This is a genomic window from Glaciecola sp. HTCC2999 (genome assembly GCF_000155775.1).
In the GTDB taxonomy this organism is placed as follows: domain Bacteria; phylum Pseudomonadota; class Gammaproteobacteria; order Enterobacterales; family Alteromonadaceae; genus Opacimonas.
The window spans coordinates 536,390-560,309 of the sequence record NZ_DS989810.1; the positions used below are offsets into that span (position 1 = coordinate 536,390).

The following is a 23,920-nucleotide window of genomic DNA, read 5'->3' on the forward strand; positions in this document are numbered from 1 at the left end:
CTCAATTATGAGTCTTAATCAACCCTAAATTAGCAAAAACATTAAAAAAAACGTTTTTATTGTGAAAAGCTCAGTTTATGTCTATTTTACAAACAATCTTATACTTTATTAACACACCAACATGCTGAAAATTAAAGCAGGTTTATTTGCTCCTGAGCGAGCTTAGCTGATGTAGTATCAGCATGATTTGCTATGACTTTTTCGAAATATTCACGGGCATTTTTATTATCACTCAAACTTTTGGCGATGATACCTAACTTTAGTGTTGCATCTGCTACTTTATTTGAAGTTGGGTATTGAGTGTAAAGCGTCCCAAAATGCTTTTTTGCATCCTGCCAATTCTTTCCATTATAAAAAATTTGACCTAACCAATAATGTGCATTGGGTTTAAATCGTGATTGAGGATAGTCATCTACAAACTTTTCAAGTGCTGGAATGGCAGCTGCCGTATCACGTTGTTTTAAAATTAAATCAACTGCAGCTTTATAATCAACTGCATCATTATCACTTTGGGTTGCGACACTTGCATCCAATGACGCTGATGGTTGAATAACCGCAGCATTCTCAGAAGTAGTGTTTGTTGTTTTTATGGAGTTAGATTGAGACGGGCTCTTGGTAGTAAGTGAAGAATTTGTTGAATTAGCCGCTGACAGCTCAGAAACATCTTGAAGCTGCTGAGATTGAATATCAAATGCTAATAATAATTCTCTTTGACGTTGTAAGATCTTTTCAATCTGAAAATTTTGCTCTTCAATACGTCCACGAATCTCGCTTATCTCGGATTCCATGCTATTAATCTGTTCTTGAACACGCTGTTGATTCCGTGTGCGTGAATTAACTACACGCTCAAGACTCTCAAGCTTTTCAACTAAATTACCATCAGCCAAATTGTACACAGGCGCTTGCGCTGCCTGTGTACTCGATATCAACAATAAAGAAGCACCCACCATGGTGCAACTTAATGATCTCGTGGTCATTTTCATAATTATTTATATACAACTACAGCACGTCTGCTTTGTGCAAATGCGTATTCAGAAGTACCTGTCACTGCCGGCTTTTCTTCACCAAAAGACACAACTGAAATTTGTGATGCAGATACACCAGCATTTAAGAAGTAAGTTTCAACAGCTTGAGCTCTACGCTCGCCTAATGCGATATTATATTCTGGCGTACCTCGGCTATCAGTATGACCTTCAATCACGATGGTTTGATCCATATTTTTTACTAAGAATGCAGCATGCTTATCTAATACATTATAAAAGTCAGCTTTAATGGTCGCGCGGTCAAAATCAAAATAAACCGTCTGCATTGACATTAATTCATCACGCTCTTGCTCCGCTATTTCTTGCGCTTGTTGTAAACGTTGCGCTGCTTCCAAACGAACTTGTTCTTGATTAGCCTGCTCTGCAGCTTGTTGAGCAGCGGCTTGTTCTGCTGCTACACGATTTCGTTCAGCGGCTAATTCTGCTTCTGAAGGACCAGAAGAACATGCCATTAATGTCATTACTGGCACAGCAATTAATAAAGAACGAAGTGAAGTAGAAGTTTTCATGAATTTTCCTTGTTATTAAAATTGATATATTAGCGTAAAAATGGTGACCAGCTAGGGGCTTTAATTTGTCCAGCCACACCAGGTAATCTTGCTTTAAAACGACCATCTAAAGAAACCAATGATAACACTTGCGTTCCCTCATGTAGTGTACTGTAAATGATCATACTACCGTTTGGTGCAATACTAGGCGATTCATCTAAAAACGTCGTAGTTAATACTTGCATTGCACCATCGTTTAAATTTTGTCTAGCAATGTGATAGTTACCATTGGTTCGGTTAACAACGACCAATTCGGTACCGTCAGGTGTTATAGTTCCACCTAAGTTCATATCGCCTTCAAAGGTCAAACGTTTAATTCGATTAGTCTCTAAATTTACTCTATATATTTGAGGTTTACCACCCCTCTCTGAGCTAAATACTAATTCTTTTCCATTTGGGGCCCATGACGGTTCTGTGTCAATCGCTCGATGCCTTGTCACTCGAGTTAATTGACGTGTCGCAATTTCCATAACATAAATATCTGGGTTGCCATCTTTTGATAACACCATCGCAATTTTTTTACCATCAGGTGAAAAACGTGGTGCGCCATTTATACCCGGAAAATCAGTCAATTTCACACGACTCATCGTATAAATATCTTGAATAAAAATTTGTGGCTTACCATTTTCAAAAGACACATAAGCAAGCTTATTACCATCTGGAGACCAAGAAGGAGACATCAATGGCTCTTTGGAAGAAAGCAACGCTAATTCATTTTCACCATCATAATCAGCAATGACGAGTTGATATGGGCGAGCTACTGTTTCTCTATCTCGCACAGCAACATAAGCAATGCGTGTTAAAAATGCACCACGCTGTCCCGTCAATTTTTCATAAACAATATCTGAGATACGATGACCAAATTGGCGAAAATCTCGTCCCGTTACCGTTAATGTTCGACCTGCAATCAGTTGTGATTGTCCTGCTACTAATTGCCCATCTAATAACATTTGTCCTGATTTTTCTAATTGACTTCCTGCTTGCGTATCAATCAGTTGAAAATCGATTTGAAAACGATCACCACCTAATTCTTTTACTTTTCCTACCACAATGGTGTTAATTCCTTTATCAACCCAAGATTGGTAATTAACGCTACTGATGTCACGCGGAAACTGTGGCATCTGCGACATATTCATAGGATTAAAACGACCGCTTCTTCGTAAGTCATGATTAATGACATCTGATAATTCGCCCGGTAATATGCCCTCGCCTTCCCAACCAAATGGAACCACAGCAATGGGTGTGGCATTGTCGACCCCTTCGGTAATAACAATATTTAACTGTGCATGTGCTTTGATTGCTACACACAATAAAATTGAGGTAATGAGTATCGTAGTCTGTGATATATATTTTTTCATTGTTCAACCGTTAAATTAATGTCTCGTAATTGGGCAAATACAGCAGGATCGTTGGATACAGGTAAGTTAGAAGGCTTATATACCGCATTAATAGCAGCACGACACAAAGCATCATCTCCAGCAACTATATCCACTTTTAATACCACGCCACCAATACCTAAACGTATATTGAGCTGACATTTTTTTCCTTTAAACGCAGCATTCGTAATAAGATTACGTTGTATAGTTGATTTGATCAACACACTATAGCGCTGTTTTTCCGTCATGACACGCTGCGTTTCTTGCGCTTGAATTTGAGCTTGCTCAGCAGCAATTTGCTCTTCTAATTCGCGCTGTTGTTGTGCTTTGCGTGCCTTTTCTTTGGCCTCTTGCTCCGCTTTTGCAATCCGCTGAGCTTCTACACGCTTAGCTTGTGCTTCTTTTTCGGCTAGCGCTTCTTGAGCTTTACGTTCAAGTTCACGTTGCTTACGTATTTTTTCTGCTTTTGCTTTTGCCTTAGCTTGTTTCTCAGCAGCAAGACGTTGAGCTTTTACCTCAGCCGCTTTTTTCTCAGCCGCTTCGCGACGTTTTCGCTCACGGATTTGCCGTGCTTTTTCTTGTTGTGCGGCCTTTGCTGCTTGTGCTTGTTTTTTGGCCTCATCAAACTTTGCTTGCGTCACTGCCGGATCGATAAAAGTTGCATTTAACACAGGCATCTTATCTGTTAATGGTGTCATATCCATATTTAGCTGTTGTGGTGGGACAATACTAACATTCACTATTAATACCAATAACAACAGCAGATGGGCACTGATTGACAATGCAAAACTTGATTGTAGATAACGTTGCCACCATTGTTGCAACCGAACGATCATCGTCATAAGTTATTCTTTGGGCTCTGTCATTAAACCAACTGAGGGCACACCTGCAGTTTGTAAGATCACCATTAACTGAATAATTTGGTCATATGACACCGCGCCGTCTGCTTTAATAACAACAGGCTTACTCGGATTATTTTCTAATTCAGCTTTCACTAATGCTTGTAGATCAGGTCGCGTCAATGATTGCTTCGGATTTTGGCCAATATTAAGATAATACAAACCGCTTTTGTCCATCGATGCAATTAACGGTGGTGCGTCTTCTTGCTCAATCGGCTGTGCATCCGCACGAGGTAAATCGACTTTCACACCTTGGGATATTAATGGCGCGGTTACCATAAAAATAATTAATAACACTAACATCACATCAATGTATGGCACTACATTGATTTCAGAAACAGGTTTACGCCGTTTTCGCTGATACATAGCCATAATAATTAGTGAATCGCCTGACGCTGAAGAATTGCAGCGAACTCTTCCATAAAATTAATATAACCATTTTCGATTTTTTCTACTTGGTTACTAAAGCGGTTATAAGCAATCACTGCTGGAATAGCGGCAAACAAACCAATTGCTGTTGCAATTAACGCTTCTGCAATGCCTGGAGCAACCATTGCTAGGGTTGCTTGTTGTACCTGACCTAATGCAATAAACGCATTCATAATGCCCCAGACCGTACCAAATAATCCAATATACGGGCTAATCGAGCCAACTGTCGCTAAAAACGGTAATTTTGATTCTAATTCATCCACTTCTCGTGATAGTGCTACACGCATTGCACGACTACTGCCTTCTACGACAACATCGCCTTGAGCTTCTGATTTACGCAACCGTACAAACTCTCGAAAACCTGCAACGAAAATACTATGCACGCCAGTAATTTGACTACGTGAACTGAGATCTTGAAAGAGTTTGTTTAAATCTGTACCAGACCAAAACTGCTCTTCAAATTGAAATAATTCATTTTTAGCTGAATTCAGTGCGCGACTGCGCTGTACAATAAAAGCCCAAGAGACTATCGAAGCACCCATGAGTAATATCATGACCAGTTTAACGACGAGACTCGCTTGTAAAAACAAGCCTATAAACGACATATCATGCGACACGTAAACATTCCTTATAAATGGCTGATGGGATAGCGCAAGGTTTCATGCGATCTAGTTTGACGCATGCTACCTGAATAGTAGCTGAAACCAATACTATATCTTCTTTTTTTATAGTTTGAGTAAAGACCATTGAAACTTTTTTAAGTTCACTTAGTTGCGTATGCACTTTGATGATCTCATCAAACTTAGCTGGTGCATGATTATGCATATCTACATGTCGTACGACAAATGCAATATCCTCAGATAATAATACATGTTGCTCGAATCCCAACTCTCGCAACCATTCTGTTCTAGCGCGTTCAAAGAATTTAAGATAGTTAGCATAGTATACAATCCCGCCAGCATCGGTATCTTCATAATAAACACGAATTGGGAAGGTACTTAATTTTTGCGCTTCCATTAGAAAAACTAATCCTTAATGTATAATTATTTTCAATTGAACACTCAGCGGACCACTGTATAATTCGCCCCATAAGTTGAGTGTTTGTTCAATTTGTATCCTTTATAGTAGTTATTATTTTTTAGCCCACTTCACTGTGGGCTTTTTTTTGGCTGAAAACCAAGATGTTCATAAGCTCGGTTAGATGCTATGCGGCCCCTAGGGGTTCGTTGTAAAAAGCCTTGCTGGATCAAAAATGGTTCAATCACATCTTCAATCGTTTCTTTTTCTTCACCTATGGCAGCAGCAAGATTATCTAAGCCGACAGGACCACCATCAAATTTATCAATAATCGCTTCTAAGAGTTTACGGTCCATATAATCAAAACCTACCTTATCCACATCTAACATATCTAATGCCAACGCTGCGATATGTTCATCTACAGTACCGTTTGATTTTATTTCTGCATAATCGCGTACGCGACGTAGTAATCTATTAGCAATTCTAGGCGTACCGCGAGCGCGTTTTGCTATTTCTAATGCACCCTCTGTTACCATCTCAACATTTAAATACTTTGCTGAGCGCATAATAATATCAGTGAGATCCTCAATATTATAAAATTCTAAACGTTGTACAATGCCAAAGCGATCACGCAGTGGAGAGGTCAATGAGCCGGCTCGAGTGGTAGCACCAACCAAAGTAAATGGGGCTAAATCAAGTTTAATCGAACGCGCAGCAGGCCCTTCACCAATCATAATATCTAATTGATAATCTTCCATTGCAGGATACAGCACTTCTTCAACCACAGGGCTCAAGCGATGGATCTCATCGATAAACAACACATCATTTTCTTCTAAATTGGTCAGCAGAGCGGCCAAATCACCCGCTTTTTCCAACACAGGGCCAGACGTTGTCTTGATATTCACATCCATTTCATTAGCAATGATATTGGCTAATGTTGTCTTACCTAAGCCTGGCGGACCAAAAATCAGTACATGATCTAAGGCATCAGTTCGCTTACGAGCAGCTTCAATAAATATCGACATTTGCTCACACACATGATCCTGACCTGTATAATCAGCTAATGTTTTAGGTCGAATAGCACGGTCTACAGCTTCGTCATCATTTTTCGCACTGGCTTGGATCAATCGATCTTCTTCAATCATACACCTGACTCACATATCGTTAATAGATTCACTATACCATAGCCTTGAGTGCAGCACGGATTAGCTGTTCACTGGACATAGTATCGTCATACACCGATTGAATTATTTTTGACGCCACCGGCGCTTTATATCCTAACGCCACTAATGCACTGAGGGCTTCTTCACGGGTATCATTAATCGGAATAATCGTACTGCCATCGGTCGCCGATACAACAGGAAGCGTGAGGGCCTCATTAGGCTGAGTTAACGTCAGCTTAGCTAGCCGGTCTTTTAGCTCAACGACTAGACGTTCAGCCGTCTTCTTACCTACTCCAGGGATTTTCACTAAAGATGACACATCCTCATAACCTACGGCGCGAATTAAATCTTGAACACTCATACCTGATAAAATAGTAATCGCTAATTTTGGACCCACGCCATTCGCTTTGATTAACTCTCTAAAAACAGTGCGTTCTTCTTTTTCGATGAAACCGAATAATAGTTGTGCATCTTCACGAACCACAAAATGTGTAAATACAGTGACGGGCTGACCTTCTGTAGGTAATGCATAAATGCTATGCATCGACATTGAGACTTCGTAGCCTATGCCGCCGGCTTGGATCATTATTTCAGGAGGTTGCTTGGCTAATAGCGTACCGGTGATGAGTCCAATCATAATTCTTTAGAATGCCCTGTTAGTGTTCTGATTCAGTAGTGTACTAAAATACTGTACATATATACAAGTTACATCTTTTCATCGTGACCATTATCAACGATTAGCGCAGTCGGCCTCTTGCCGTTCGAGTGACTTTACCGGCCATCGCCACCAAGCTTTGTCGAGTATGTCCATGACATAGTGCTACAGCTAACGCATCCGCAGCATCTGCCTGCGGAGTACCGGGTAATTTTAATAAGTAACTCACCATGTGCTGAACTTGCGTTTTATCGGCACTCCCCTTACCCACAACGGACTGCTTTATTTGTCGTGCAGCATATTCGCTTACAGGTAAATCAAATTGAGTCGCAGCAACAATCGCCGCCCCCCGTGCTTGACCTAATTTCAAAGCAGAATCCGGGTTTTTAGCCATAAATACTTGCTCAATAGCAAATTCCTTAGGCTGGTATTGGGAAATTATTTCACTGACACCTTGAAAGACTTGTTGCAGTCGTCCTGCTAATTCATCGCCCGTTAAACGAATACAACCACTTGCGATATAGGTCAGCTTATTACCTTTTTGTTCAATTACGCCATAACCGGTTATCCGCGAGCCCGGGTCAATTCCTAAGATAATCATGACGCATCACACTCTGGCACAAACTTCTCAATAGCTAACGCATTCGTTTCTGACCATACTTTGTTAATTGCAGCAGTTTTACTGAGCCATAAACATGCGGTGTGTTCGGTTAGTACCACCGGCTGAGTAGAGTCCACTTGAACACAAAATACATGTTCAAAATTAAACTGAGTGTTGGGTGGATAACGATGTAACCATTGCTTACGTATCGCAAATTGATTAATTTGATGGCAATTTTGAATGGGCATTTGCAACGGATCTAAGATAAAACCGGTTTCTTCAGCAACCTCTCGATAGGCTGTTTGAATTGGTTGCTCTTCGATTTCAATGGTACCGGTGACTGATTGCCAAAACGACGCATCATCATCTCGTTGCATGACCAGCACACGATGATGCTGATCATATATAATAACGAGTACAGACTCAGGCCGTTTGAGGGACATATCCGCTATTTATTCACTGTCTGTATCAGTTTTTGCAATCGAAGCAATCGCCAATTCAGTCAACTGCTCGGCATTAGCTACACCAGGTGCCGACGTTAACGGACATGCAGCTGTGGTGGTTTTAGGGAATGCCATGACATCACGAATTGATGTTGCATTGGTCATTAACATCACTAAACGATCCAGTCCAAATGCTAAGCCAGCATGCGGAGGCGTGCCGTACTGTAAAGCTTCAAGCAAGAAGCCAAATTTGCTTTGTGCTTCTTCTTTCGATATCCCAAGAATATCAAATACGGTCGCTTGCATATCCTGTTGGTGAATACGCACCGAACCACCACCAAGCTCAACACCATTTAACACCATATCGTAGGCATTCGATAACGCATTTGCTGGATCGGCAGCCAATTGTTCAGGCGTCATGTCACGCGGTGCTGTAAACGGATGATGCAATGCATGATACTGACCATCAAATTCCTCAAACATAGGGAAATCGACAACCCATAATGGTCTCCAATCGCCTTCGTTTAGTTCAAAATCATTGCCTACTTTTAAGCGTAGTGCACCTAATGCTTCCGTCACTACATGGTAAGTGTCAGAGCCAAATAATAAGATATCACCATCATTTGCCCCGCTTGCCGCTAATAATTGTTCAATCACTTCAGGCGTTAAGAATTTAGCAATAGGTGATTGCACGCCTTCTGCGCCTTTAGCAATATCGTTGATCTTCATCCAAGCTAAACCTTTAGCACCATAGATACCAACAAAGTTTGCATATTCATCGAGCTGTTTACGCGATAAGCTCGCCCCACCAGGGACACATAACATCGCCACACGACCTTTTGGATCATTAGCTGGACCTGAGAATACTTTAAATTCAACTGAAGACATAATCTGAGCTACATCAATAATCTGTAGCGGATTACGTAAATCAGGCTTATCAGAGCCATATAAACGCATGGCATCAGCATAAGTCATTTGTGGAAAATCACCTAAATCGACATTCAGCATAGTTTGGAATAATTCACGGATCATTTTCTCCGTAATCGCCATGACCCCATCAGCATCTAAAAAGGTCGTTTCAATATCGATTTGAGTAAATTCTGGTTGGCGATCAGCACGTAAATCTTCATCACGGAAACATTTTACGATTTGATAATATTTATCCATCCCCGACATCATCAGTAATTGTTTAAATAACTGCGGCGACTGAGGTAATGCAAAGAACTGACCTTTGTGTGTACGCGATGGGACTAAATAATCACGCGCACCTTCTGGCGTTGCCTTAGTCAAAATTGGTGTTTCAATATCTAAAAAGTCTTGATCTTCTAGGAAGCGACGAACCGCAGCTGTCACTTTGGAACGGAACACTAAACGCTCAGTCATTACAGGACGACGTAAATCTAAATAACGATATTTAAGACGTTGTTCTTCAGAGTTCTCTTGGTTCCAATCCAGCGGTAAAGCGGCTGATTTATTGAAAATTTCTAACCCTTTACCTAAGATTTCAATTGCACCGGTGCGCATGTCAGCATTCACTTGTGAGTCGGGACGAGCTCGAACACGTCCAGTGATTGACACACAAAACTCATTTCGCACGCTATTGGCGGTTGCAAATACATCTTCAACATCAGGATCGAATACGACTTGAACAATCCCCTCACGGTCACGAATATCTAAAAAGATAACACCACCCAAATCACGGCGTTTATTTACCCAACCGTTAATAGTGACTGTTTGGTCGATGAAAGATGCATCAATGTTGCCGCAATAATCTGTGCGCATAGATTGGAAAACCTCAAAACAAAGCGTATAAAACGCGCTAAAAATTTATGCGCTATATTATAAACAATTGACAACAGATGCCTAGTGATTAATTTATCTCGTTATGCCAGTAGAGTAAATTATCTGAGTCATTGAGGACTAAGCAAAAGAAAACCGATCTTTTAATCTAATTGAGATTGATTCTCATTTAGATTCATGTTTTAATTACCACACTTAATTAATATTTATTGTTTATTTTTGTCAAAGGAACACTATGAAGCACTCCCCTGTTGCGCTGGCTATGGCTACCATTTTTTCTATTTCATACGTCCATGCGAACACCGCAGTATCAGATGATACTATCGAACAAGTCACGATCATTGGCTCTAAGGCTGCCGTAAATACTACTCCTGGATCAAGCGCGTTTATCGACCAGGATACGCTAGATAATTATGCGGTAACTGACATTAATCGTGTATTAGCAAAAGCGCCTGGTGTGTATTTTGTTGAAGAAGATGGTTATGGGTTACGTCCAAATATTGGTATGCGTGGCAATTCAGCTGATCGTTCAGAGAAGATCACGGTAATGGAAGATGGTGTGCTTGCAGCTCCTGCACCTTACTCCTCTCCTGCTGCCTATTATTTCCCTACCATTGGCCGTATGAGTGCAATTGAAATTTTGAAAGGTTCATCGAGCGTCAAATATGGCCCAAGAACATCCGGTGGTGTCATCAACCTTCGTTCAGCATTAACGCCTGACGAAGCATTTGCAGGTAAAGTGGATATTGCTTTAGGTTCTGATGCTTATCGAAAAGTGCATGCGTTAGCGGGTGGCCGTAATGATAACACAGGCGTGTTAGGTGAAGTCTTTCACTACGGTGCTGATGGTTTTAAAACATTAAACTCAGGTCAAGATACGGGTTTTGAAAAAACCGACGGGATGCTTAAGATTGACCGTTACTTTGGTGAAAATAATGAGCACCACCTAGAATTTAAAGGTAAATATTCCAAAGAAACGTCGAATGAAACCTATTTAGGCTTACTCGATAACGATTACAATGCGGATGCATATCAACGCTACAGTGCTTCTCAGTTAGACCAAATGGATACTGAACACACTCACTTATCCTTGCATTATGATTATATTATTTCACCTCAAAGTGATATCAGTATCATTGCATATCAAAATGATTTTGCCCGCAATTGGTATAAAGTCAGTAAAGTAGGTGGATTAAGTTTAGGCAGTGGTGCTGAAGAAGTTGCCGCGCAAATAGACAATGGAAGCTATACCTATAGCGCATTCCCCATAGTACAAATCAAAGCCAATAACCGAGAATATTTATCACAAGGTATTCAAGCTGAGCTTGCTTATCGAACCGATGAACATGATATTCGTTTTGGTGTACGTATCCATCAAGATGAGATGGACCGCTACCAATGGGTCGATGATTATACATTAACGACTGCAGGAACAATGAGCCTTTTACTCGCACGAGAAGCGGGAACAGATTCCAATCGTATAGATAGTGCAGATGCAATCAGTCTATTTATCCATGACACTTGGGAAATCAACGATCTTACTATCAAAGGTGGATTACGTTACGAAAATGTCAATCTGGCCCGTGATGATTGGGGCAAAACCGATCCTCAACGTGTCAATGAACCCGCCATGCGTCGTAACTCTGTTGAAGCCTTGTTACCAGCATTAGGTTTAACCTATCAAGTCAATGATGAACTGGTTATATTAGCAAGTGTACAGCGCTCATTTGCACCACCAGCACCGGGTAACCAAAATGCTGAGGAAGAAGATGGGTGGAATGCAGAAGCGGGTGTACGTTTTATTGATAATGATTTACGCGTCGAAGCTATCGCATTTGCTACACGCTTAGATAACCTTCATGGTAATTGTACTGCTAGTCAAGGGTGTAACGATTCATTGATTGGTAATCAATATAACGCCGGTAAAGTGTCTGTGGATGGGATTGAATTAAGTCTTGGGAATGCTTGGCAAATTGGTGCTGTACAAATCCCTATCAATGTCAATTATACTTATACAAACGCCAGTTTTGATGAAAGCTTCGCCTCAGAACTTGATTCATGGGGTGATGTAGAAGCGGGTGATGATTTACCTTACCTCCCACAAACTGTTATGCAGATAGAAACAGGGGTAAAGTCTAGTCGCTGGCAAGTGTTAGCTTCATTACAAAGATTAGATGATATGCGGACTCAAGCGGGCAATGGAGCCATGCTAAGTGACACAGACATCAAAGGTCGCACAGTAGTCAACCTATCAGCTAAATATGATATTGATAACGCTCAACAGGTTTATGCGGTCATCGATAACGTTTTGGATAAAAATTACATTGCAACGCGTCAACATGGAGCCATCCAAGTGGGTAAACCTCGCACCTTGCAAATCGGCTACCGTGTGTCGTTTTAATTAAAAATAAATAACATGCTCTAATTCAAGTCGGATGCCTACACGGGCACCGACTTGATAATCATAATGACTCGGTAATAAACACAGTAGCTCTTCATGACTATTCACACTTTCGAATGTATATAAAGTATGTGCACCTCTAAATGCGCGACTAACCACATTCACCGCAAAACCACCCTGCTCATCGACGACAAAATCATCTGGACGTACAAGTAATTTCACCTGTTTTTCTAGTGGACTTAATACCGCCTCTTCATGCGCAGGAAACTCTCCCATTGCCGTATATAAATAAGCTGGTGCATTGGGTGTCATGCTGACAGTACCTTCAATAAAGCGACCTTCGCCCACAAAGTTAGCTACAAAAAATGTATCAGGTTCGTGATATAAGTCGTATGCAGAAGCATATTGTTCAATGTGCCCTTGATTCATAACCGCAATCTTATCGGCAATCGTAAACGCTTCTGTTTGATCATGTGTCACCAGTAACGCAGTCACATTTTCATATTTTAGTAATGCCTTTATGTCTAAGGCTAATGATTCTCGTAAACTCGGATCAAGCGCTGAGAATGGTTCATCAAGTAATAATAGATCCGGTTTAGGAGCAAGTGCTCGTGCAATGGCGACACGCTGTTGCTGGCCGCCTGAAAGCTGGTGAGGATATTGCTGCGCAAAATCAGTTAACTGAGTTAATCTGAGTAACTCCTCTAAGCGCTGATGCTGCTCTGGTTGAGAAAGTTGATGCAATCCAAAGGTAATATTTTGGCTAACCGTTAAATGAGGAAACAGTGCAAAATCTTGGAATACGACCCCCACTTGGCGACGAGTAACATCAACATGAGTAGTCGGACTACTCACAATATCATCACGAATGACAATCTCTCCGCCACTGGTTTTCATAAACCCTGCGATAGCACGTAAGAGAGTTGTTTTTCCACACCCAGACGGTCCTAATAAACACCCTATCTCTCCGTTTTTTAAGGTCAAAGAGATATCATTGATGATTGGCTTTTCAGCGATGTTGATGTGGATATTTTGCAACGTTAACATATATCAATGCGCCCTACTTCATAGCTCGGGTTAATAAAATGACAGGGATAATCCCTACTAATACAATCGTTACTGATGGTAATGCGGCCGCCAACAAACGCTCATCAGTTGCATATTCAAATGCTTTTACAGCTAAGGTGTTAAAATTAAATGGTCGTAAAATTAATGTGGCAGGTAATTCTTTAAGCACATCGACAAATACCAGGATCCCAGCTGCCAAAATACTTTTTTTCAATAATGGTAGATGTATACGACTAAATATTCGATAACGCCCTAAGCCTAAACTCAAAACAGCATCATCAACATTCGGTTTAATTCGCTCTAAACCATTTTGTGTATTATGTAATGCAACACTCAAAAAACGAACGCAATACGCAAATATCAAGGCCACAAATGTGCCTGAAAATACCAAGCCAATATATTCGTCAAATAAGAATACCCAAACCACATTAATTTGCTCATCTAGCCAACCTAATGGCTGTAATACGCCTATCGCCAAGACTGTACCTGGGATTGCATATCCCAATGCAGCAAACTGAGTAAGGCCACTGACATGAGGATGAGTAGAAAATCGCTGAGCATAACTTAATAGCAATGCCAATACGATAATCAACAGGCTCGTACTAAATGCTAATAGAAAACTATTGGATACCAGCGTTAGATATTCATCCATCATCGATATATCAATATAATCCCAAGCCCAAACACAGAGCTGCAACACAGGAATAATAAACGCAATGGCCAACACACTGAAACACCCGACACTCATTAATAAAGGGGATATAAATGGCGTTGCTTCAGTATTGGTATAGGTGTTGATGGTATTATCTTTGGCAGGCGTTTGGGTTTGATAAAAACGCATATTTTTTCGGCTATACTTTTCTAAACTTAAAACGAGCAACACAAATAAGGCTAATGCACCGGCTAATTGACTCGCTAACTGCATTTCCCCCATACCAAACCACGTTCTAAAAATCCCTGTAGTAAACGTAGAGATACCAAAATATGCCACAGTGCCATAATCAGCTAAGGCTTCCATCATTGCCAGTGCCATGCCTGTAAATACAGCCGGACGAGCTATTGGTAAGGCGATTTTGAAAAAATATTGCGCATGCGTCACACCCAGCGAGGCGGCTGCATCTTGGTATGTTCGTTGTTGTGAAGAAAAGGCAGTTTTTGCGAGAATATATACATAGGGATATAACACTAAGGACATAAATGTTATGGCCCCTATAAGTGAGCGACTGTCAAACCAACCAAATTGGTCAAACATCCCCGTGTAGGTATATGCCATGATATAAGCTGGCATTGCGAGAGGCAGCAATAATGCCCATTCGAAAACACCTCGTCCCCAAAATGAATATTGAGTCACACACCATGCTAGCGTTACACCAAGAAGCATACTGCCAAACCCTACACCTAATGTAAGTAATACACTGTTTGTTAAGTATTCAGCTAATGTGGTGTCGACAAGATGTCCCCATAAATCTGCAGACAAACTTGAGTAAGATAATAAGATCGCCAATACCGGCAGGGCTAAAAGAACACTTATTAGGGCCCCGATAAAAAACCAGCGATCGAGTTCACGCCATTTACTAATAATTATCGCCAACCCGCTTTATCCATAATGCGTAGCGCTTGTCCATTGAGCTCACCGACTTGATTTAATTCGATAGTTTCATGTTTAAAAGTTCCCATCGCTTTTAAAGTGTCAGACCATTCTATACTGGGGTCGACTGGATATTCGTGGTTGGTGTTGGCATACCAGGACTGTGCGTCTTTTTGCAGCATATATTCAATCAATAAGTTAGCTGCAAGCGTGTTTTTCGCATGTTTTGCCACAGAGATACCTGAGATATTAAGGTGAACACCACGGTTGGATTGGTTCGGCCAGATAACTTTTACCTTATTCGCAATCGCTTGTGTTGTTTCATCTGCATTGCGCATCGCAGCTAAATAATACGTGTTTGCTACCGCAATATCACATACGCCGGATACGACAGCTTTAATTTGATCTCGGTCCCCACCTTTAGGACGACGGGCAAAGTTTTCAACCATACCTTTAGACCAAGCAAGAGTTTGTGCCTCACCCTTTTGGATTAACATAGCAGCGACTAAAGATTGATTATAAATATTTGAAGACGAGCGTATGCAGACACGACCTTTAAACTCAGGTTTAATCAGATCTTCATACGAAGTAATGCTATCAGCATCAACAGTCAATGGATTAATAATGATAGGTCTGTTACGAGTGGTGAGTGCAACCCAATGACTTTCTTGATCTTTTAACGTGACATAATCAGGTAATGTCGCGGTGATAGGTTGAGTAAGTGATTGAGATTTTGCTCTGGCAAGTCGCCCCACATCGGTAGTAATAATGATATCGACTGGAGAAAACTTACCTTCACTCTTTGCACGTGCCAGTAATGCATCAGCTTTACCCGTAACAAGATTAATTTTAACATCATACTGCGCTGAGAATTTATCCAGAAGCGGTTTGATTAATGCTTCTTTACGGGCTGAATAGATATTTAATTCACTCTCAACAATGCGGTTATCCGCAGAAAGATTTGCAGCCCAAAGAGGCGTGCATAACAGGCTGAGAATATAAAGGGAGGCGATCTTTTTCACACAAGTATCCTGAATAATTGATTCGCTTAGATAATAACGGTATTGAGAATAATTCTCAATAGCATATAAGACTATTTATCTATTTATATAGCTATCTTAAATGCCATATGTAGTGCAGATAGAAATTTATGTATAATAGGTTCGGATATTTTCAATCTCCCATACATATAATAAACAGTGATTTACCTATCTGTAAGTCTTACCAAGGTTTTATAATAAATGAGTGATAAACTAGTCTACAGCACCGGTATCGGTAGAATAGATACAACTGAACCCACTGAACCAACATTCTCTGGTGATGGCATTATCAGGATTCGCCGTGAGACCAAAGGTCGAAAAGGTAAAGGCATGTCAGTTATTGATGGGATAAATCCCCAAGAACACGATTTAGCCGCACTCTGTAAATTGTTGAAAAAACAGTGTGGATGTGGAGGTTCAGTCAAAGGAAATAACATCGAGATCCAAGGTGATGTGCGAGAAAAATTACAGACATTACTCACCGCCAAAGGGTTTACCGTAAAATTAGCAGGTGGATAAACCGCTAGCGATGTCATTTTGCGATTTCAGCCCCAAGGAAATGTATACACTTTCGCTACTGAGTAACAGATAGGACCATGTTACCATTGACTTTTAGATGGGTCGGTTTACAATCAAATTATCTTTAAATAACCTCCAAAGTGGAGGTTTTTTTATGTTTTAGGAAACCGCATGACCAGCGCCCCTCTCTCTTCTGTTCGCACCGCTATTAGCGAATTAGATGCTAAATTACTTGAGTTACTTGCACAACGTCAACAACTCACTAATGAAGTTGCACGTACTAAAATCAAAAATCAAATTGATGTTCGTGATCCTCAACGTGAAGAGCAACTATTAGTTAAGCTAATTCAGGAAGGTCAAAAACTAGGATTAAATGCACACTATGTGACAAAACTATTTCATGTGATTATTGAAGATTCTGTATTAAATCAACAAGCCATGTTATCAGCCCAAGCTAATCCGAATAATGTCACACCGCTCAATCGTGTTGCTTTTTTAGGTGATAAAGGTTCATACAGTTATTTGGCCACCCAGAAATACTTCTCTCGACGTGATGGCGAATTGCATGAAATAGGCTGTGATAGTTTTGGCGAAATCATACAAAAAGTAGAATCAAATCAAGCAGATTATGCAGTGCTACCTATTGAGAATACGTCTTCAGGCAGTATTAATGAAGTGTACGACCAATTACAACATACACGTTTAAGTATCATTGGTGAGCTAACACACCCGGTTAAGCATGCCTTACTCGTTGCATCAGATACGGAATTAAGTCAAATAAAAGTACTTTATGCTCACCCTCAAGTATTTTCTCAATGTTCTCATTTCTTAGCTAATTTAACCGATATTGAAGTCAAACCTGCTGATAGTACTTCTGCGGCCATGCTCATTGTTAATGAGCTACAACGCAAAGATGTCGCAGCGATAGGAAGTGAAGCTGGTGGTAAGTTATACGGTCTTAACGCAATAGAGTCTAACCTTGCCAACCAAAAAGAAAATCATAGCCGATTTATTGTCGTTGCTCAAAACCCTGTGGAAGTACCATTACAAATACCGGCAAAAACCACACTTGTTATGGCGACAACACAGACACCAGGCGCCTTAGTCAACGCATTAATGGTACTAAAAGACAATGACGTGAATATGACGAAACTCGAGTCACGCCCAATCAATGGAAATCCATGGGAAGAAATGTTTTATTTGGATATCGAAGGAAATCTTCAAGATGGCAAAATGCAACAAGCGATTAAACAACTCAAAGGCGCTACGCGATTCTGTAAAGTCCTTGGTTGCTATCCATCAGAAGAAATTAAACCTACTGCAGTATCTGCTGTGCAGGCACTTAATGAATTAACATAAAAACCCTCAACAAGTGAAATAGTCAGTGAGTTTTTATATCCATTGTTAGCTGCTGTATTAAACAAAAAAGCCCTTCATTGAAGGGCTTTTTTTGCGATGAATCTTAGATTTAAATAGTCAATAGCATCTGAGTATTATCAACTTACTTTTTACGTAACATCCTATCGTCATCCGCTTTCAATAGAAGCTGTTTGCTATCCACTAAGCAGGTTTTGGCGTAATCACCAAACCATTTACTTATATGGGCAAATTGTTCCACAAATTGTGCTTTATCATTCGCTTCAAATAACGCAATAGCTTCATCAAATCGAGTTCTAAAACGCTTCAACAATGCTAAATTTTGTGGATTATCAAAAATGATATCTGCGTATAAATTTGGATCTTGAGCAAATAATCGCCCTACCATAGCCAATTCTAAACGATAAATCGGTGAACTATGAGCAATCAAAGACGCAAGATCTGGATCTTCTGCGTGTAAATGTGCACCGTACACAAAACTAGTGAAATGTCGCATCACTTGAATGTAGGCCATATCAGCATCATGAACACTGGCATCACTTTCATGGAGCTGCGCTCCCCATGTGGTCATTTGTTGTAATAACCAATCGTATTGCGCTGCACCTCGTCCATGACAAACAATCACAACTTGTTTGACCATACCCGGTGAATCTGGACCAAACATTGGATGTAACCCAACGACAGGACCAGCATGAGCATCCATCATAGCGTTTAAAGGTCCATGTTTAACACTCGTAATATCCGCAAGGACACAATCATCATCTAAATAAGTAAGTGTTTTTATAACATTGATAGTTTGTTTAATGGGTACCGCCACTAAACAAAGCTTCACCCCCGCTAGTAAACGCTGAGCATCTGGCCATTCATCCTTATCAATCACTAAGACATCATAATGGCTGCGTTCAAATAAACTAACAATAAGTTTGCCTAATGCACCTTTACCACCAATCACCGCAATTTTGGTGCCTTTTACCGTTGCACAGCGATATTCAGAATTCTGAGTTAAATAAGATTCACGCATGATGCGACGAAGTAAATCTTCAACCAGATCAGGTGGTACTCCGGCTTTTTCTGCTTGTTGGCGACGGGACTGGATAAGTTGAGCTTCACGCTCAGGCACATAAGTTGGCATGCCTGTGTGTGATTTAATTTGCCCCACCTTGGTAGTCACTAAAGCGCGTTTGGCAAGTAAATCGACCAGCTGCTGATCTAGCTCATCGATTTGGTCACGTAATCCAGCTAACTGCTCATTCGGATCATTGCCGTTTAATTCATTACTCATATGTAATTAAACTTGCTCACGCTTTTGCATACGCATTGGTAATACAGTAATCAACTTTTCTCTGGTTTGATTAATTAACTGCGCTGTCGTATCCCAATTAATACAACCATCCGTAATCGATACACCATACTCTAGTTCAGCTGGTGTTTTACCAGTACTAGATTGATTACCTGCATTTAAATGACTTTCTAACATAATACCAATGATAGATTGATTACCCTCTAAAATCTGATTGACCACGTTTTGAGCTACTAGAGGTTGACGACGGTAGTCTTTTGACGAATTAGCATGAGAACAATCAACGACTAAGCTTGCTGGTAATTTAGCCGCTTCTAATTCAGCTTCACAATCCGCAACACAAACAGAATCGTAATTAGGTGTTTTTCCACCACGTAAGATGACATGACCATCAGGATTACCTTGAGTTTTAATAATACTGACTTGACCTTGTTTATTAATGCCCATGAAACTATGACCCGATGCGGCCGATTGCAGTGCATTGATCGCGATGCCTAATGAACCGTCAGTACCGTTTTTAAAACCGACAGGCATAGATAAGCCACTGGCCATCTCACGGTGAGTTTGCGACTCAGAAGTACGTGCACCAATTGCAGACCAAGCAAATAACTCAGCTAAATACTGTGGAGAAATAGGATCAAGCGCTTCAGTAGCAACAGGTATCTCAAGTTCAGCTAACCAAATTAATAGTTCACGAGCTTTCGCTAAGCCGTTCTCAATATCAAATGTGTCATTAATATTCGGATCATTAATCAAACCTTTCCAACCCGTAGTCGTTCTTGGTTTTTCAAAGTAGACGCGCATAACGATATATAAAGTATCTTTACATGATTCGTGTAATTCTTTTAATTTCAGCGCATATTCTTTTGCTGCTTCTACATCATGAATTGAGCATGGACCACATACCACCAGTAAGCGATGATCTTTTCCGTGCACAATATCAGAGATAATTTGACGAGATTGGCGAATAACTTGTAGAGAAGCGTCACTGACAGGTAATTTTTCAGCTAAAGCTTGTGGTGTAATAAGCACTTCTTCAGAAGATACATGAAGATTATCGGTAACTTGATTTGACATGAATTGTAATTCTCAATAAAAACTAATAAACACAGTTAATACAACTGTAATGAATACGAGGGTGGTCATTTATATTTATGGGTGTTTGCGACAGGAGAGTGTATACTTTACGTTACACCAAAATAGCTGCACACTGCATGACTATTGACTTTTTAACAATTTTTAAACCTAGTTGCAAGTCTTAATCTAGAATAGTTTTGATAAGTGTTAAAAAGCACAAAAAAACCCGCTAGGTAAGCGGGCTTTTACGAATAAGTTAAGGAGTAACGCTGAATTAAAATTAATTAAGCTTTTCTCTGATACGTGCAGATTTACCTGAACGCTCACGTAGATAATACAATTTCGCACGACGAACTGCACCACGACGCTTCACTTCAATAGAAGAGATTTGTGGTGAGTGAGTCTGGAAAACACGTTCCACACCTTCGCCAGAAGAAATTTTACGTACGGTAAAAGCTGAGTGTAGGCCACGGTTACGCTTGGCGATTACAACACCTTCGTAAGCCTGAAGACGCTCTTTTTCGCCTTCTTTAACACGGACTTTAACCACTACTGTGTCACCAGGACCAAATGCTGGGACGTCAGTTTTGAGCTGTTCTTGCTCAATTTTTTTGATGATGTCTTGATTTACTTTCTTCATCATATCCTCATTATCTAGTTAACTGTCATCTTGCTGCAGATCAGTATGCTTATGTTGATAAGCCTTTAATAACTGATGCTGCTCCTCAGTCAGAGCTAGCAAATTTAATAAATCAGGGCGTCGTTGCCAGGTTCTCCCTAGCGACTGTTCTAACCGCCACTGCCTAATTTTTTCGTGATTACCACTTAACAACACTTCAGGAACTTGCTGACCATTTAACACTTCAGGTCGGGTATAGTGTGGACAATCTAACAATCCTTCAGCAAATGAATCTTGCTGTGCAGACTGTGTATGTCCCAACACACCTGGAACTAACCGTGTAATGGCATCCATCATCAGCATTGCTGGGATTTCTCCCCCGCTTAACACAAAATCTCCGACCGACCATTCTTCATCAACTAATGCGTCTATGACGCGCTCATCAATGCCTTCATAGCGACCTGCCACTAATATTAAGTGACCCCGTTGGGTTAAGTCTGCAACACCTTGATGGTTCAACTTGCGCCCTTGTGGGGATAAGTAGACCACTGTATGTGTTTCATCAGCGCATGCTTTCGCCGCGTTGATTGCATCTGTAAGAGGTTGCACCATCATTAACATGCCAGGACCACCGCCGTAAGGCCGATCGTCCACAGTACGATGTTTATCATGGGTATAATCACGCGGATTGTAAAAATCTACTTCTACTAACCCTGATTTAACCGCACGCCCCATCACACCTTGTGACAAACAACCTGAAAACATTTCAGGAAATAAAGTCACTATGCTAAATCGCTGTGTCATTAGAATGCTGGATCCCAATCCACAGTGATGGTAGCTGAGGGTTTATCTATCTGTTTCACCACTTGGTCAAACAAAATAGGTAACATCCTCTCCTTTTGCCCAAAAGCATCGTTGGTATTAGCTTTGATTAACATGACATCATTTGCACCAGTGGCAAAAATCTCTTTAATCGTACCTAGCGAGTAGCCCTTTTCAGTCACCACTTGCATACCCATCAAATCACGCCAATAAAATTCATCATCGCTTAGCTCTGGTAATTGAGAAGACTCAATTGCAATGTCCAAGTTTTTAATGCGTTCTGCACTGTCTCGGTCATCGATTCCCTCAAGCTTAGCAACCAACGAATTACTATGGGTGCGCCATTGAGCAACCTGAAAATGTTGACCTGCCCCGATAATCCACGGTACATAATCAAAAATTCCAGCTTTTTCATCAGTATAGCTGTTGATCTTGACCCAACCTTTGACACCATAAGGTGCGCCAATCTTGCCAATAATCACTGTCTCAGATGCTCGACTCATCTATACCTCGTTAATTCAGTTGCGAAATCGTGTGATTAAGCCGCTGTTTTATTAGCTTCTTTTACCAAGCTTGCAACACGGTCAGATAGTGATGCACCTACGCTTGTCCAATATGCAACACGCTCTAGGTCTAAGCGTAAACGCTCTGCTTGACCTTGTGCAGTTGGATTGAAGAAACCTAAGTTCTCAATAAACTTACCGTTGCGTGCACGACGACTGTCTGCAACAACTACTTGATAAAATGGACGCTTTTTCGCGCCACCACGCTGTAAACGAATAGTAACCATATATGCCTCTAAACTCGTTGTAGCGTTACCTGTTAACTTATTTATCCTATCCATTGCGCACTATGAAAAACATAACACGCAATTTTCAAGGACGCCAAATTATACGCTTAATAAGGCTAAAAGCAAGGTTTAATGAGGGTTATTTACGTTTTTGAAGAGATTACTCAATGGGTTCGCGCCACCGCCAGGCATACCGCCTTGACCGCCCATACCCGGAGGAAGGCCGCCTGGACCACCCATCCCTGGTGGCATACCGCCGCCAGGAGGCATCATGCCTTTCATTTTGTTCATCATTTTACCCATGCCACCACCAGACATCTTTTTCATCATCTTCTGCATTTGGGTAAATTGTTTAAGTAAGCGATTCACGTCTTGGATTTGCATCCCAGAACCTGCAGCAATGCGTTTTTTACGTGAACCTTTAATTATCTCAGGACGCTCACGCTCTTTTAGCGTCATCGAATTAATGATCGCCTCAAACTGATTAAACTGTTTATCATTCGCTTTATCTTTCATTTGCGCAGACATATTCCCCATGCCTGGCATTTTATCCATCAGCGACATCATGCCGCCCATATTTCGCATCTGTTCAAGCTGTTCTTTAAAGTCTTGTAAATCAAAACCTTTACCTTTTTGAACTTTCTTTGCCAGCTTTTCCGCTTTGGTTTTATCAACCTTACGTTCGACTTCTTCAATTAAACTCAGGACGTCGCCCATACCTAATATACGAGAAGCCATACGTTCTGGATGGAACGGTTCTAAGGCATCTAGTTTCTCACCCATACCAATAAATTTAATTGGTTTGCCGGTAATGTGACGTACTGACAATGCCGCACCACCACGCGCATCACCATCAGCTTTGGTTAAAATTACACCCGTTAGTGGTAATGTTTCATCAAACGCTTTAGCTGTATTAGCGGCATCTTGACCCGTCATGGCGTCAACCACAAATAATGTTTCTACCGGTTTAACCGCAGCATGCAATGCTTTAATCTCATTCATCATCTCGCCATCAATAGCAAGACGACCGGCAGTATCAACTAAAAGTACATCGACAAATTGTTTCTTAGCATGCGCAATCGCGTCATTAACGATATCAATTGGTTTTTGCATGATGTTAGAAGGAAAGAATTCTACACCTACATCATTAGCAAGTGTCTTAAGCTGCTCAATCGCTGCTGGACGGTATACATCGGCACTGACCACGAGTACTTTTTTCTTCTCTCGTTCACTGAGTAATTTGGCAAGTTTACCGACCGAGGTTGTTTTACCCGCACCTTGTAGCCCGGCCATCATGACGACAGCAGGAGGTTGAGCGGCAAGATTTAACGATTCATTGCGGGTC

The 23,920-nt window shown here is 40.9% G+C and carries 25 protein-coding genes; 3 read left to right on the plus strand and 22 right to left on the minus strand.

Annotated elements, in window-relative coordinates; genetic code table 11:
• Window positions 1-131 precede the first annotated feature (131 nt).
• The 12 genes from ybgF to aspS form a co-directional block, all read right to left on the minus strand.
• Window positions 132-887, minus strand: a complete 756-nt coding sequence (ybgF, locus tag G2999_RS02310; protein ID WP_198006075.1) for a tol-pal system protein YbgF — start codon at window positions 885-887, stop codon at window positions 132-134.
• 98 nt (window positions 888-985) lie between these two features.
• A complete protein-coding gene (pal, locus tag G2999_RS02315; RefSeq protein WP_010178305.1) occupies window positions 986-1,552 on the minus strand; it encodes a peptidoglycan-associated lipoprotein Pal in 567 nt (188 codons plus the stop codon).
• Between the two features lie 29 nt (window positions 1,553-1,581).
• The gene (gene tolB / locus G2999_RS02320; protein WP_010178306.1) at window positions 1,582-2,949 is read right to left on the minus strand and encodes a Tol-Pal system beta propeller repeat protein TolB; all 1,368 of its coding nucleotides are present in this window, start codon (window positions 2,947-2,949) and stop codon (window positions 1,582-1,584) included.
• Window positions 2,946-3,809 carry a cell envelope integrity protein TolA gene (gene tolA, locus G2999_RS02325; RefSeq protein ID WP_010178307.1) on the minus strand — a complete coding sequence of 288 codons (864 nt, stop codon included), beginning with the start codon at window positions 3,807-3,809 and terminating at the stop codon, window positions 2,946-2,948. The genes tolB and tolA overlap by 4 nt, the downstream gene beginning before the upstream one ends.
• 3 nt (window positions 3,810-3,812) lie before the next feature.
• A complete protein-coding gene (tolR, locus tag G2999_RS02330) occupies window positions 3,813-4,232 on the minus strand; it encodes a protein TolR (RefSeq protein WP_010178308.1) in 420 nt (139 codons plus the stop codon).
• Window positions 4,233-4,243: 11 nt separating this feature from the next.
• Window positions 4,244-4,912, minus strand: a complete 669-nt coding sequence (gene tolQ / locus G2999_RS02335) for a protein TolQ (protein WP_010178309.1) — start codon at window positions 4,910-4,912, stop codon at window positions 4,244-4,246.
• Window positions 4,902-5,312, minus strand: coding sequence for a tol-pal system-associated acyl-CoA thioesterase (ybgC, locus tag G2999_RS02340; protein ID WP_010178311.1), 411 nt, complete (start codon window positions 5,310-5,312; stop codon window positions 4,902-4,904). Before ybgC ends, tolQ begins: the two co-directional genes overlap by 11 nt.
• Before the next feature lie 131 nt (window positions 5,313-5,443).
• Window positions 5,444-6,457: a Holliday junction branch migration DNA helicase RuvB gene (gene ruvB / locus G2999_RS02345; protein ID WP_010178313.1), complete on the minus strand. Its 1,014-nt coding sequence runs from the start codon at window positions 6,455-6,457 to the stop codon at window positions 5,444-5,446.
• A gap of 31 nt (window positions 6,458-6,488) precedes the next feature.
• On the minus strand, window positions 6,489-7,112 hold the full coding sequence (gene ruvA / locus G2999_RS02350) for a Holliday junction branch migration protein RuvA (RefSeq protein ID WP_010178315.1): 624 nt from the start codon (window positions 7,110-7,112) through the stop codon (window positions 6,489-6,491).
• Window positions 7,113-7,212: 100 nt separating this feature from the next.
• Window positions 7,213-7,731 carry a crossover junction endodeoxyribonuclease RuvC gene (gene ruvC / locus G2999_RS02355; protein WP_010178317.1) on the minus strand — a complete coding sequence of 173 codons (519 nt, stop codon included), beginning with the start codon at window positions 7,729-7,731 and terminating at the stop codon, window positions 7,213-7,215.
• Window positions 7,728-8,174 carry a dihydroneopterin triphosphate diphosphatase gene (gene nudB / locus G2999_RS02360; RefSeq protein WP_010178322.1) on the minus strand — a complete coding sequence of 149 codons (447 nt, stop codon included), beginning with the start codon at window positions 8,172-8,174 and terminating at the stop codon, window positions 7,728-7,730. Before nudB ends, ruvC begins: the two co-directional genes overlap by 4 nt.
• Before the next feature lie 9 nt (window positions 8,175-8,183).
• Entirely contained in the window at window positions 8,184-9,956 is a 1,773-nt protein-coding gene (gene aspS / locus G2999_RS02365) for an aspartate--tRNA ligase (protein WP_010178324.1), read from the minus strand.
• A gap of 253 nt (window positions 9,957-10,209) precedes the next feature.
• Here aspS and G2999_RS02370 point away from each other — a divergent pair, with 253 nt between their 5' ends.
• Window positions 10,210-12,375, plus strand: coding sequence for a TonB-dependent receptor domain-containing protein (locus tag G2999_RS02370; protein WP_010178326.1), 2,166 nt, complete (start codon window positions 10,210-10,212; stop codon window positions 12,373-12,375).
• Here the strand turns inward: G2999_RS02370 and G2999_RS02375 are convergent, their stop codons facing one another.
• From G2999_RS02375 to G2999_RS02385, 3 genes are read right to left on the minus strand one after another with little or no spacing between them, the layout of a single operon-like run.
• Entirely contained in the window at window positions 12,376-13,422 is a 1,047-nt protein-coding gene (locus G2999_RS02375) for an ABC transporter ATP-binding protein (RefSeq protein WP_010178328.1), read from the minus strand.
• 13 nt (window positions 13,423-13,435) lie between these two features.
• Window positions 13,436-15,034 (minus strand): ABC transporter permease subunit, encoded by a 1,599-nt coding sequence (locus G2999_RS02380; RefSeq protein WP_010178336.1) that lies wholly within the window; start codon window positions 15,032-15,034, stop codon window positions 13,436-13,438.
• On the minus strand, window positions 15,025-16,053 hold the full coding sequence (locus tag G2999_RS02385; RefSeq protein WP_010178338.1) for a Fe(3+) ABC transporter substrate-binding protein: 1,029 nt from the start codon (window positions 16,051-16,053) through the stop codon (window positions 15,025-15,027). The genes G2999_RS02380 and G2999_RS02385 overlap by 10 nt, the downstream gene beginning before the upstream one ends.
• Window positions 16,054-16,272: 219 nt before the next feature.
• On the opposite strand from G2999_RS02385, the gene G2999_RS02390 reads away from it, so the two are divergent.
• Both G2999_RS02390 and pheA read left to right on the plus strand, forming a co-directional pair.
• The gene (locus tag G2999_RS02390) at window positions 16,273-16,590 is read left to right on the plus strand and encodes a translation initiation factor (protein ID WP_010178340.1); all 318 of its coding nucleotides are present in this window, start codon (window positions 16,273-16,275) and stop codon (window positions 16,588-16,590) included.
• 171 nt (window positions 16,591-16,761) lie between these two features.
• The gene (gene pheA, locus G2999_RS02395) at window positions 16,762-17,949 is read left to right on the plus strand and encodes a prephenate dehydratase (RefSeq protein WP_010178341.1); all 1,188 of its coding nucleotides are present in this window, start codon (window positions 16,762-16,764) and stop codon (window positions 17,947-17,949) included.
• A gap of 142 nt (window positions 17,950-18,091) precedes the next feature.
• Here pheA and tyrA read toward each other — a convergent pair whose 3' ends face one another.
• The 7 genes from tyrA to ffh all read right to left on the minus strand — a co-directional run.
• Window positions 18,092-19,249, minus strand: a complete 1,158-nt coding sequence (gene tyrA / locus G2999_RS02400; RefSeq protein WP_010178342.1) for a bifunctional chorismate mutase/prephenate dehydrogenase — start codon at window positions 19,247-19,249, stop codon at window positions 18,092-18,094.
• 6 nt (window positions 19,250-19,255) lie between these two features.
• Complete coding sequence (locus G2999_RS02405; protein ID WP_010178343.1) at window positions 19,256-20,344, minus strand: 3-deoxy-7-phosphoheptulonate synthase; 1,089 nt, start codon at window positions 20,342-20,344, stop codon at window positions 19,256-19,258.
• 280 nt (window positions 20,345-20,624) lie between these two features.
• Window positions 20,625-20,984 (minus strand): 50S ribosomal protein L19, encoded by a 360-nt coding sequence (rplS, locus tag G2999_RS02410; RefSeq protein ID WP_010178344.1) that lies wholly within the window; start codon window positions 20,982-20,984, stop codon window positions 20,625-20,627.
• Window positions 20,985-21,002: 18 nt separating this feature from the next.
• Window positions 21,003-21,767: a tRNA (guanosine(37)-N1)-methyltransferase TrmD gene (trmD, locus tag G2999_RS02415; protein ID WP_010178345.1), complete on the minus strand. Its 765-nt coding sequence runs from the start codon at window positions 21,765-21,767 to the stop codon at window positions 21,003-21,005.
• Window positions 21,767-22,288 carry a ribosome maturation factor RimM gene (rimM, locus tag G2999_RS02420; protein ID WP_010178347.1) on the minus strand — a complete coding sequence of 174 codons (522 nt, stop codon included), beginning with the start codon at window positions 22,286-22,288 and terminating at the stop codon, window positions 21,767-21,769. Before rimM ends, trmD begins: the two co-directional genes overlap by 1 nt.
• A 35-nt stretch (window positions 22,289-22,323) precedes the next feature.
• Window positions 22,324-22,575, minus strand: a complete 252-nt coding sequence (gene rpsP, locus G2999_RS02425) for a 30S ribosomal protein S16 (protein ID WP_010178349.1) — start codon at window positions 22,573-22,575, stop codon at window positions 22,324-22,326.
• A gap of 129 nt (window positions 22,576-22,704) precedes the next feature.
• A partial coding sequence (ffh, locus tag G2999_RS11635) for a signal recognition particle protein (RefSeq protein ID WP_010178351.1) occupies window positions 22,705-23,920 on the minus strand: 1,216 nt, incomplete at its 5' end.

What these genes read in the sequence shown, in the direction of transcription:
- pal (WP_010178305.1), bottom strand. Translation starts at nt 1,552, where the DNA reads ATGAAAACTTCTACTTCACTTCGTTCTTTATTAATTGCTGTGCCAGTA.
- tolB (WP_010178306.1), bottom strand. Translation starts at nt 2,949, where the DNA reads ATGAAAAAATATATATCACAGACTACGATACTCATTACCTCAATTTTA.
- tolA (WP_010178307.1), bottom strand. Translation starts at nt 3,809, where the DNA reads ATGACGATGATCGTTCGGTTGCAACAATGGTGGCAACGTTATCTACAA.
- tolR (WP_010178308.1), bottom strand. Translation starts at nt 4,232, where the DNA reads ATGTATCAGCGAAAACGGCGTAAACCTGTTTCTGAAATCAATGTAGTG.
- ybgC (WP_010178311.1), bottom strand. Translation starts at nt 5,312, where the DNA reads ATGGAAGCGCAAAAATTAAGTACCTTCCCAATTCGTGTTTATTATGAA.
- ruvB (WP_010178313.1), bottom strand. Translation starts at nt 6,457, where the DNA reads ATGATTGAAGAAGATCGATTGATCCAAGCCAGTGCGAAAAATGATGAC.
- ruvA (WP_010178315.1), bottom strand. Translation starts at nt 7,112, where the DNA reads ATGATTGGACTCATCACCGGTACGCTATTAGCCAAGCAACCTCCTGAA.
- ruvC (WP_010178317.1), bottom strand. Translation starts at nt 7,731, where the DNA reads ATGATTATCTTAGGAATTGACCCGGGCTCGCGGATAACCGGTTATGGC.
- nudB (WP_010178322.1), bottom strand. Translation starts at nt 8,174, where the DNA reads ATGTCCCTCAAACGGCCTGAGTCTGTACTCGTTATTATATATGATCAG.
- aspS (WP_010178324.1), bottom strand. Translation starts at nt 9,956, where the DNA reads ATGCGCACAGATTATTGCGGCAACATTGATGCATCTTTCATCGACCAA.
- G2999_RS02370 (WP_010178326.1), top strand. Translation starts at nt 10,210, where the DNA reads ATGAAGCACTCCCCTGTTGCGCTGGCTATGGCTACCATTTTTTCTATT.
- G2999_RS02375 (WP_010178328.1), bottom strand. Translation starts at nt 13,422, where the DNA reads ATGTTAACGTTGCAAAATATCCACATCAACATCGCTGAAAAGCCAATC.
- G2999_RS02390 (WP_010178340.1), top strand. Translation starts at nt 16,273, where the DNA reads ATGAGTGATAAACTAGTCTACAGCACCGGTATCGGTAGAATAGATACA.
- pheA (WP_010178341.1), top strand. Translation starts at nt 16,762, where the DNA reads ATGACCAGCGCCCCTCTCTCTTCTGTTCGCACCGCTATTAGCGAATTA.
- tyrA (WP_010178342.1), bottom strand. Translation starts at nt 19,249, where the DNA reads ATGAGTAATGAATTAAACGGCAATGATCCGAATGAGCAGTTAGCTGGA.
- G2999_RS02405 (WP_010178343.1), bottom strand. Translation starts at nt 20,344, where the DNA reads ATGTCAAATCAAGTTACCGATAATCTTCATGTATCTTCTGAAGAAGTG.
- rplS (WP_010178344.1), bottom strand. Translation starts at nt 20,984, where the DNA reads ATGAAGAAAGTAAATCAAGACATCATCAAAAAAATTGAGCAAGAACAG.
- trmD (WP_010178345.1), bottom strand. Translation starts at nt 21,767, where the DNA reads ATGACACAGCGATTTAGCATAGTGACTTTATTTCCTGAAATGTTTTCA.
- rimM (WP_010178347.1), bottom strand. Translation starts at nt 22,288, where the DNA reads ATGAGTCGAGCATCTGAGACAGTGATTATTGGCAAGATTGGCGCACCT.
- rpsP (WP_010178349.1), bottom strand. Translation starts at nt 22,575, where the DNA reads ATGGTTACTATTCGTTTACAGCGTGGTGGCGCGAAAAAGCGTCCATTT.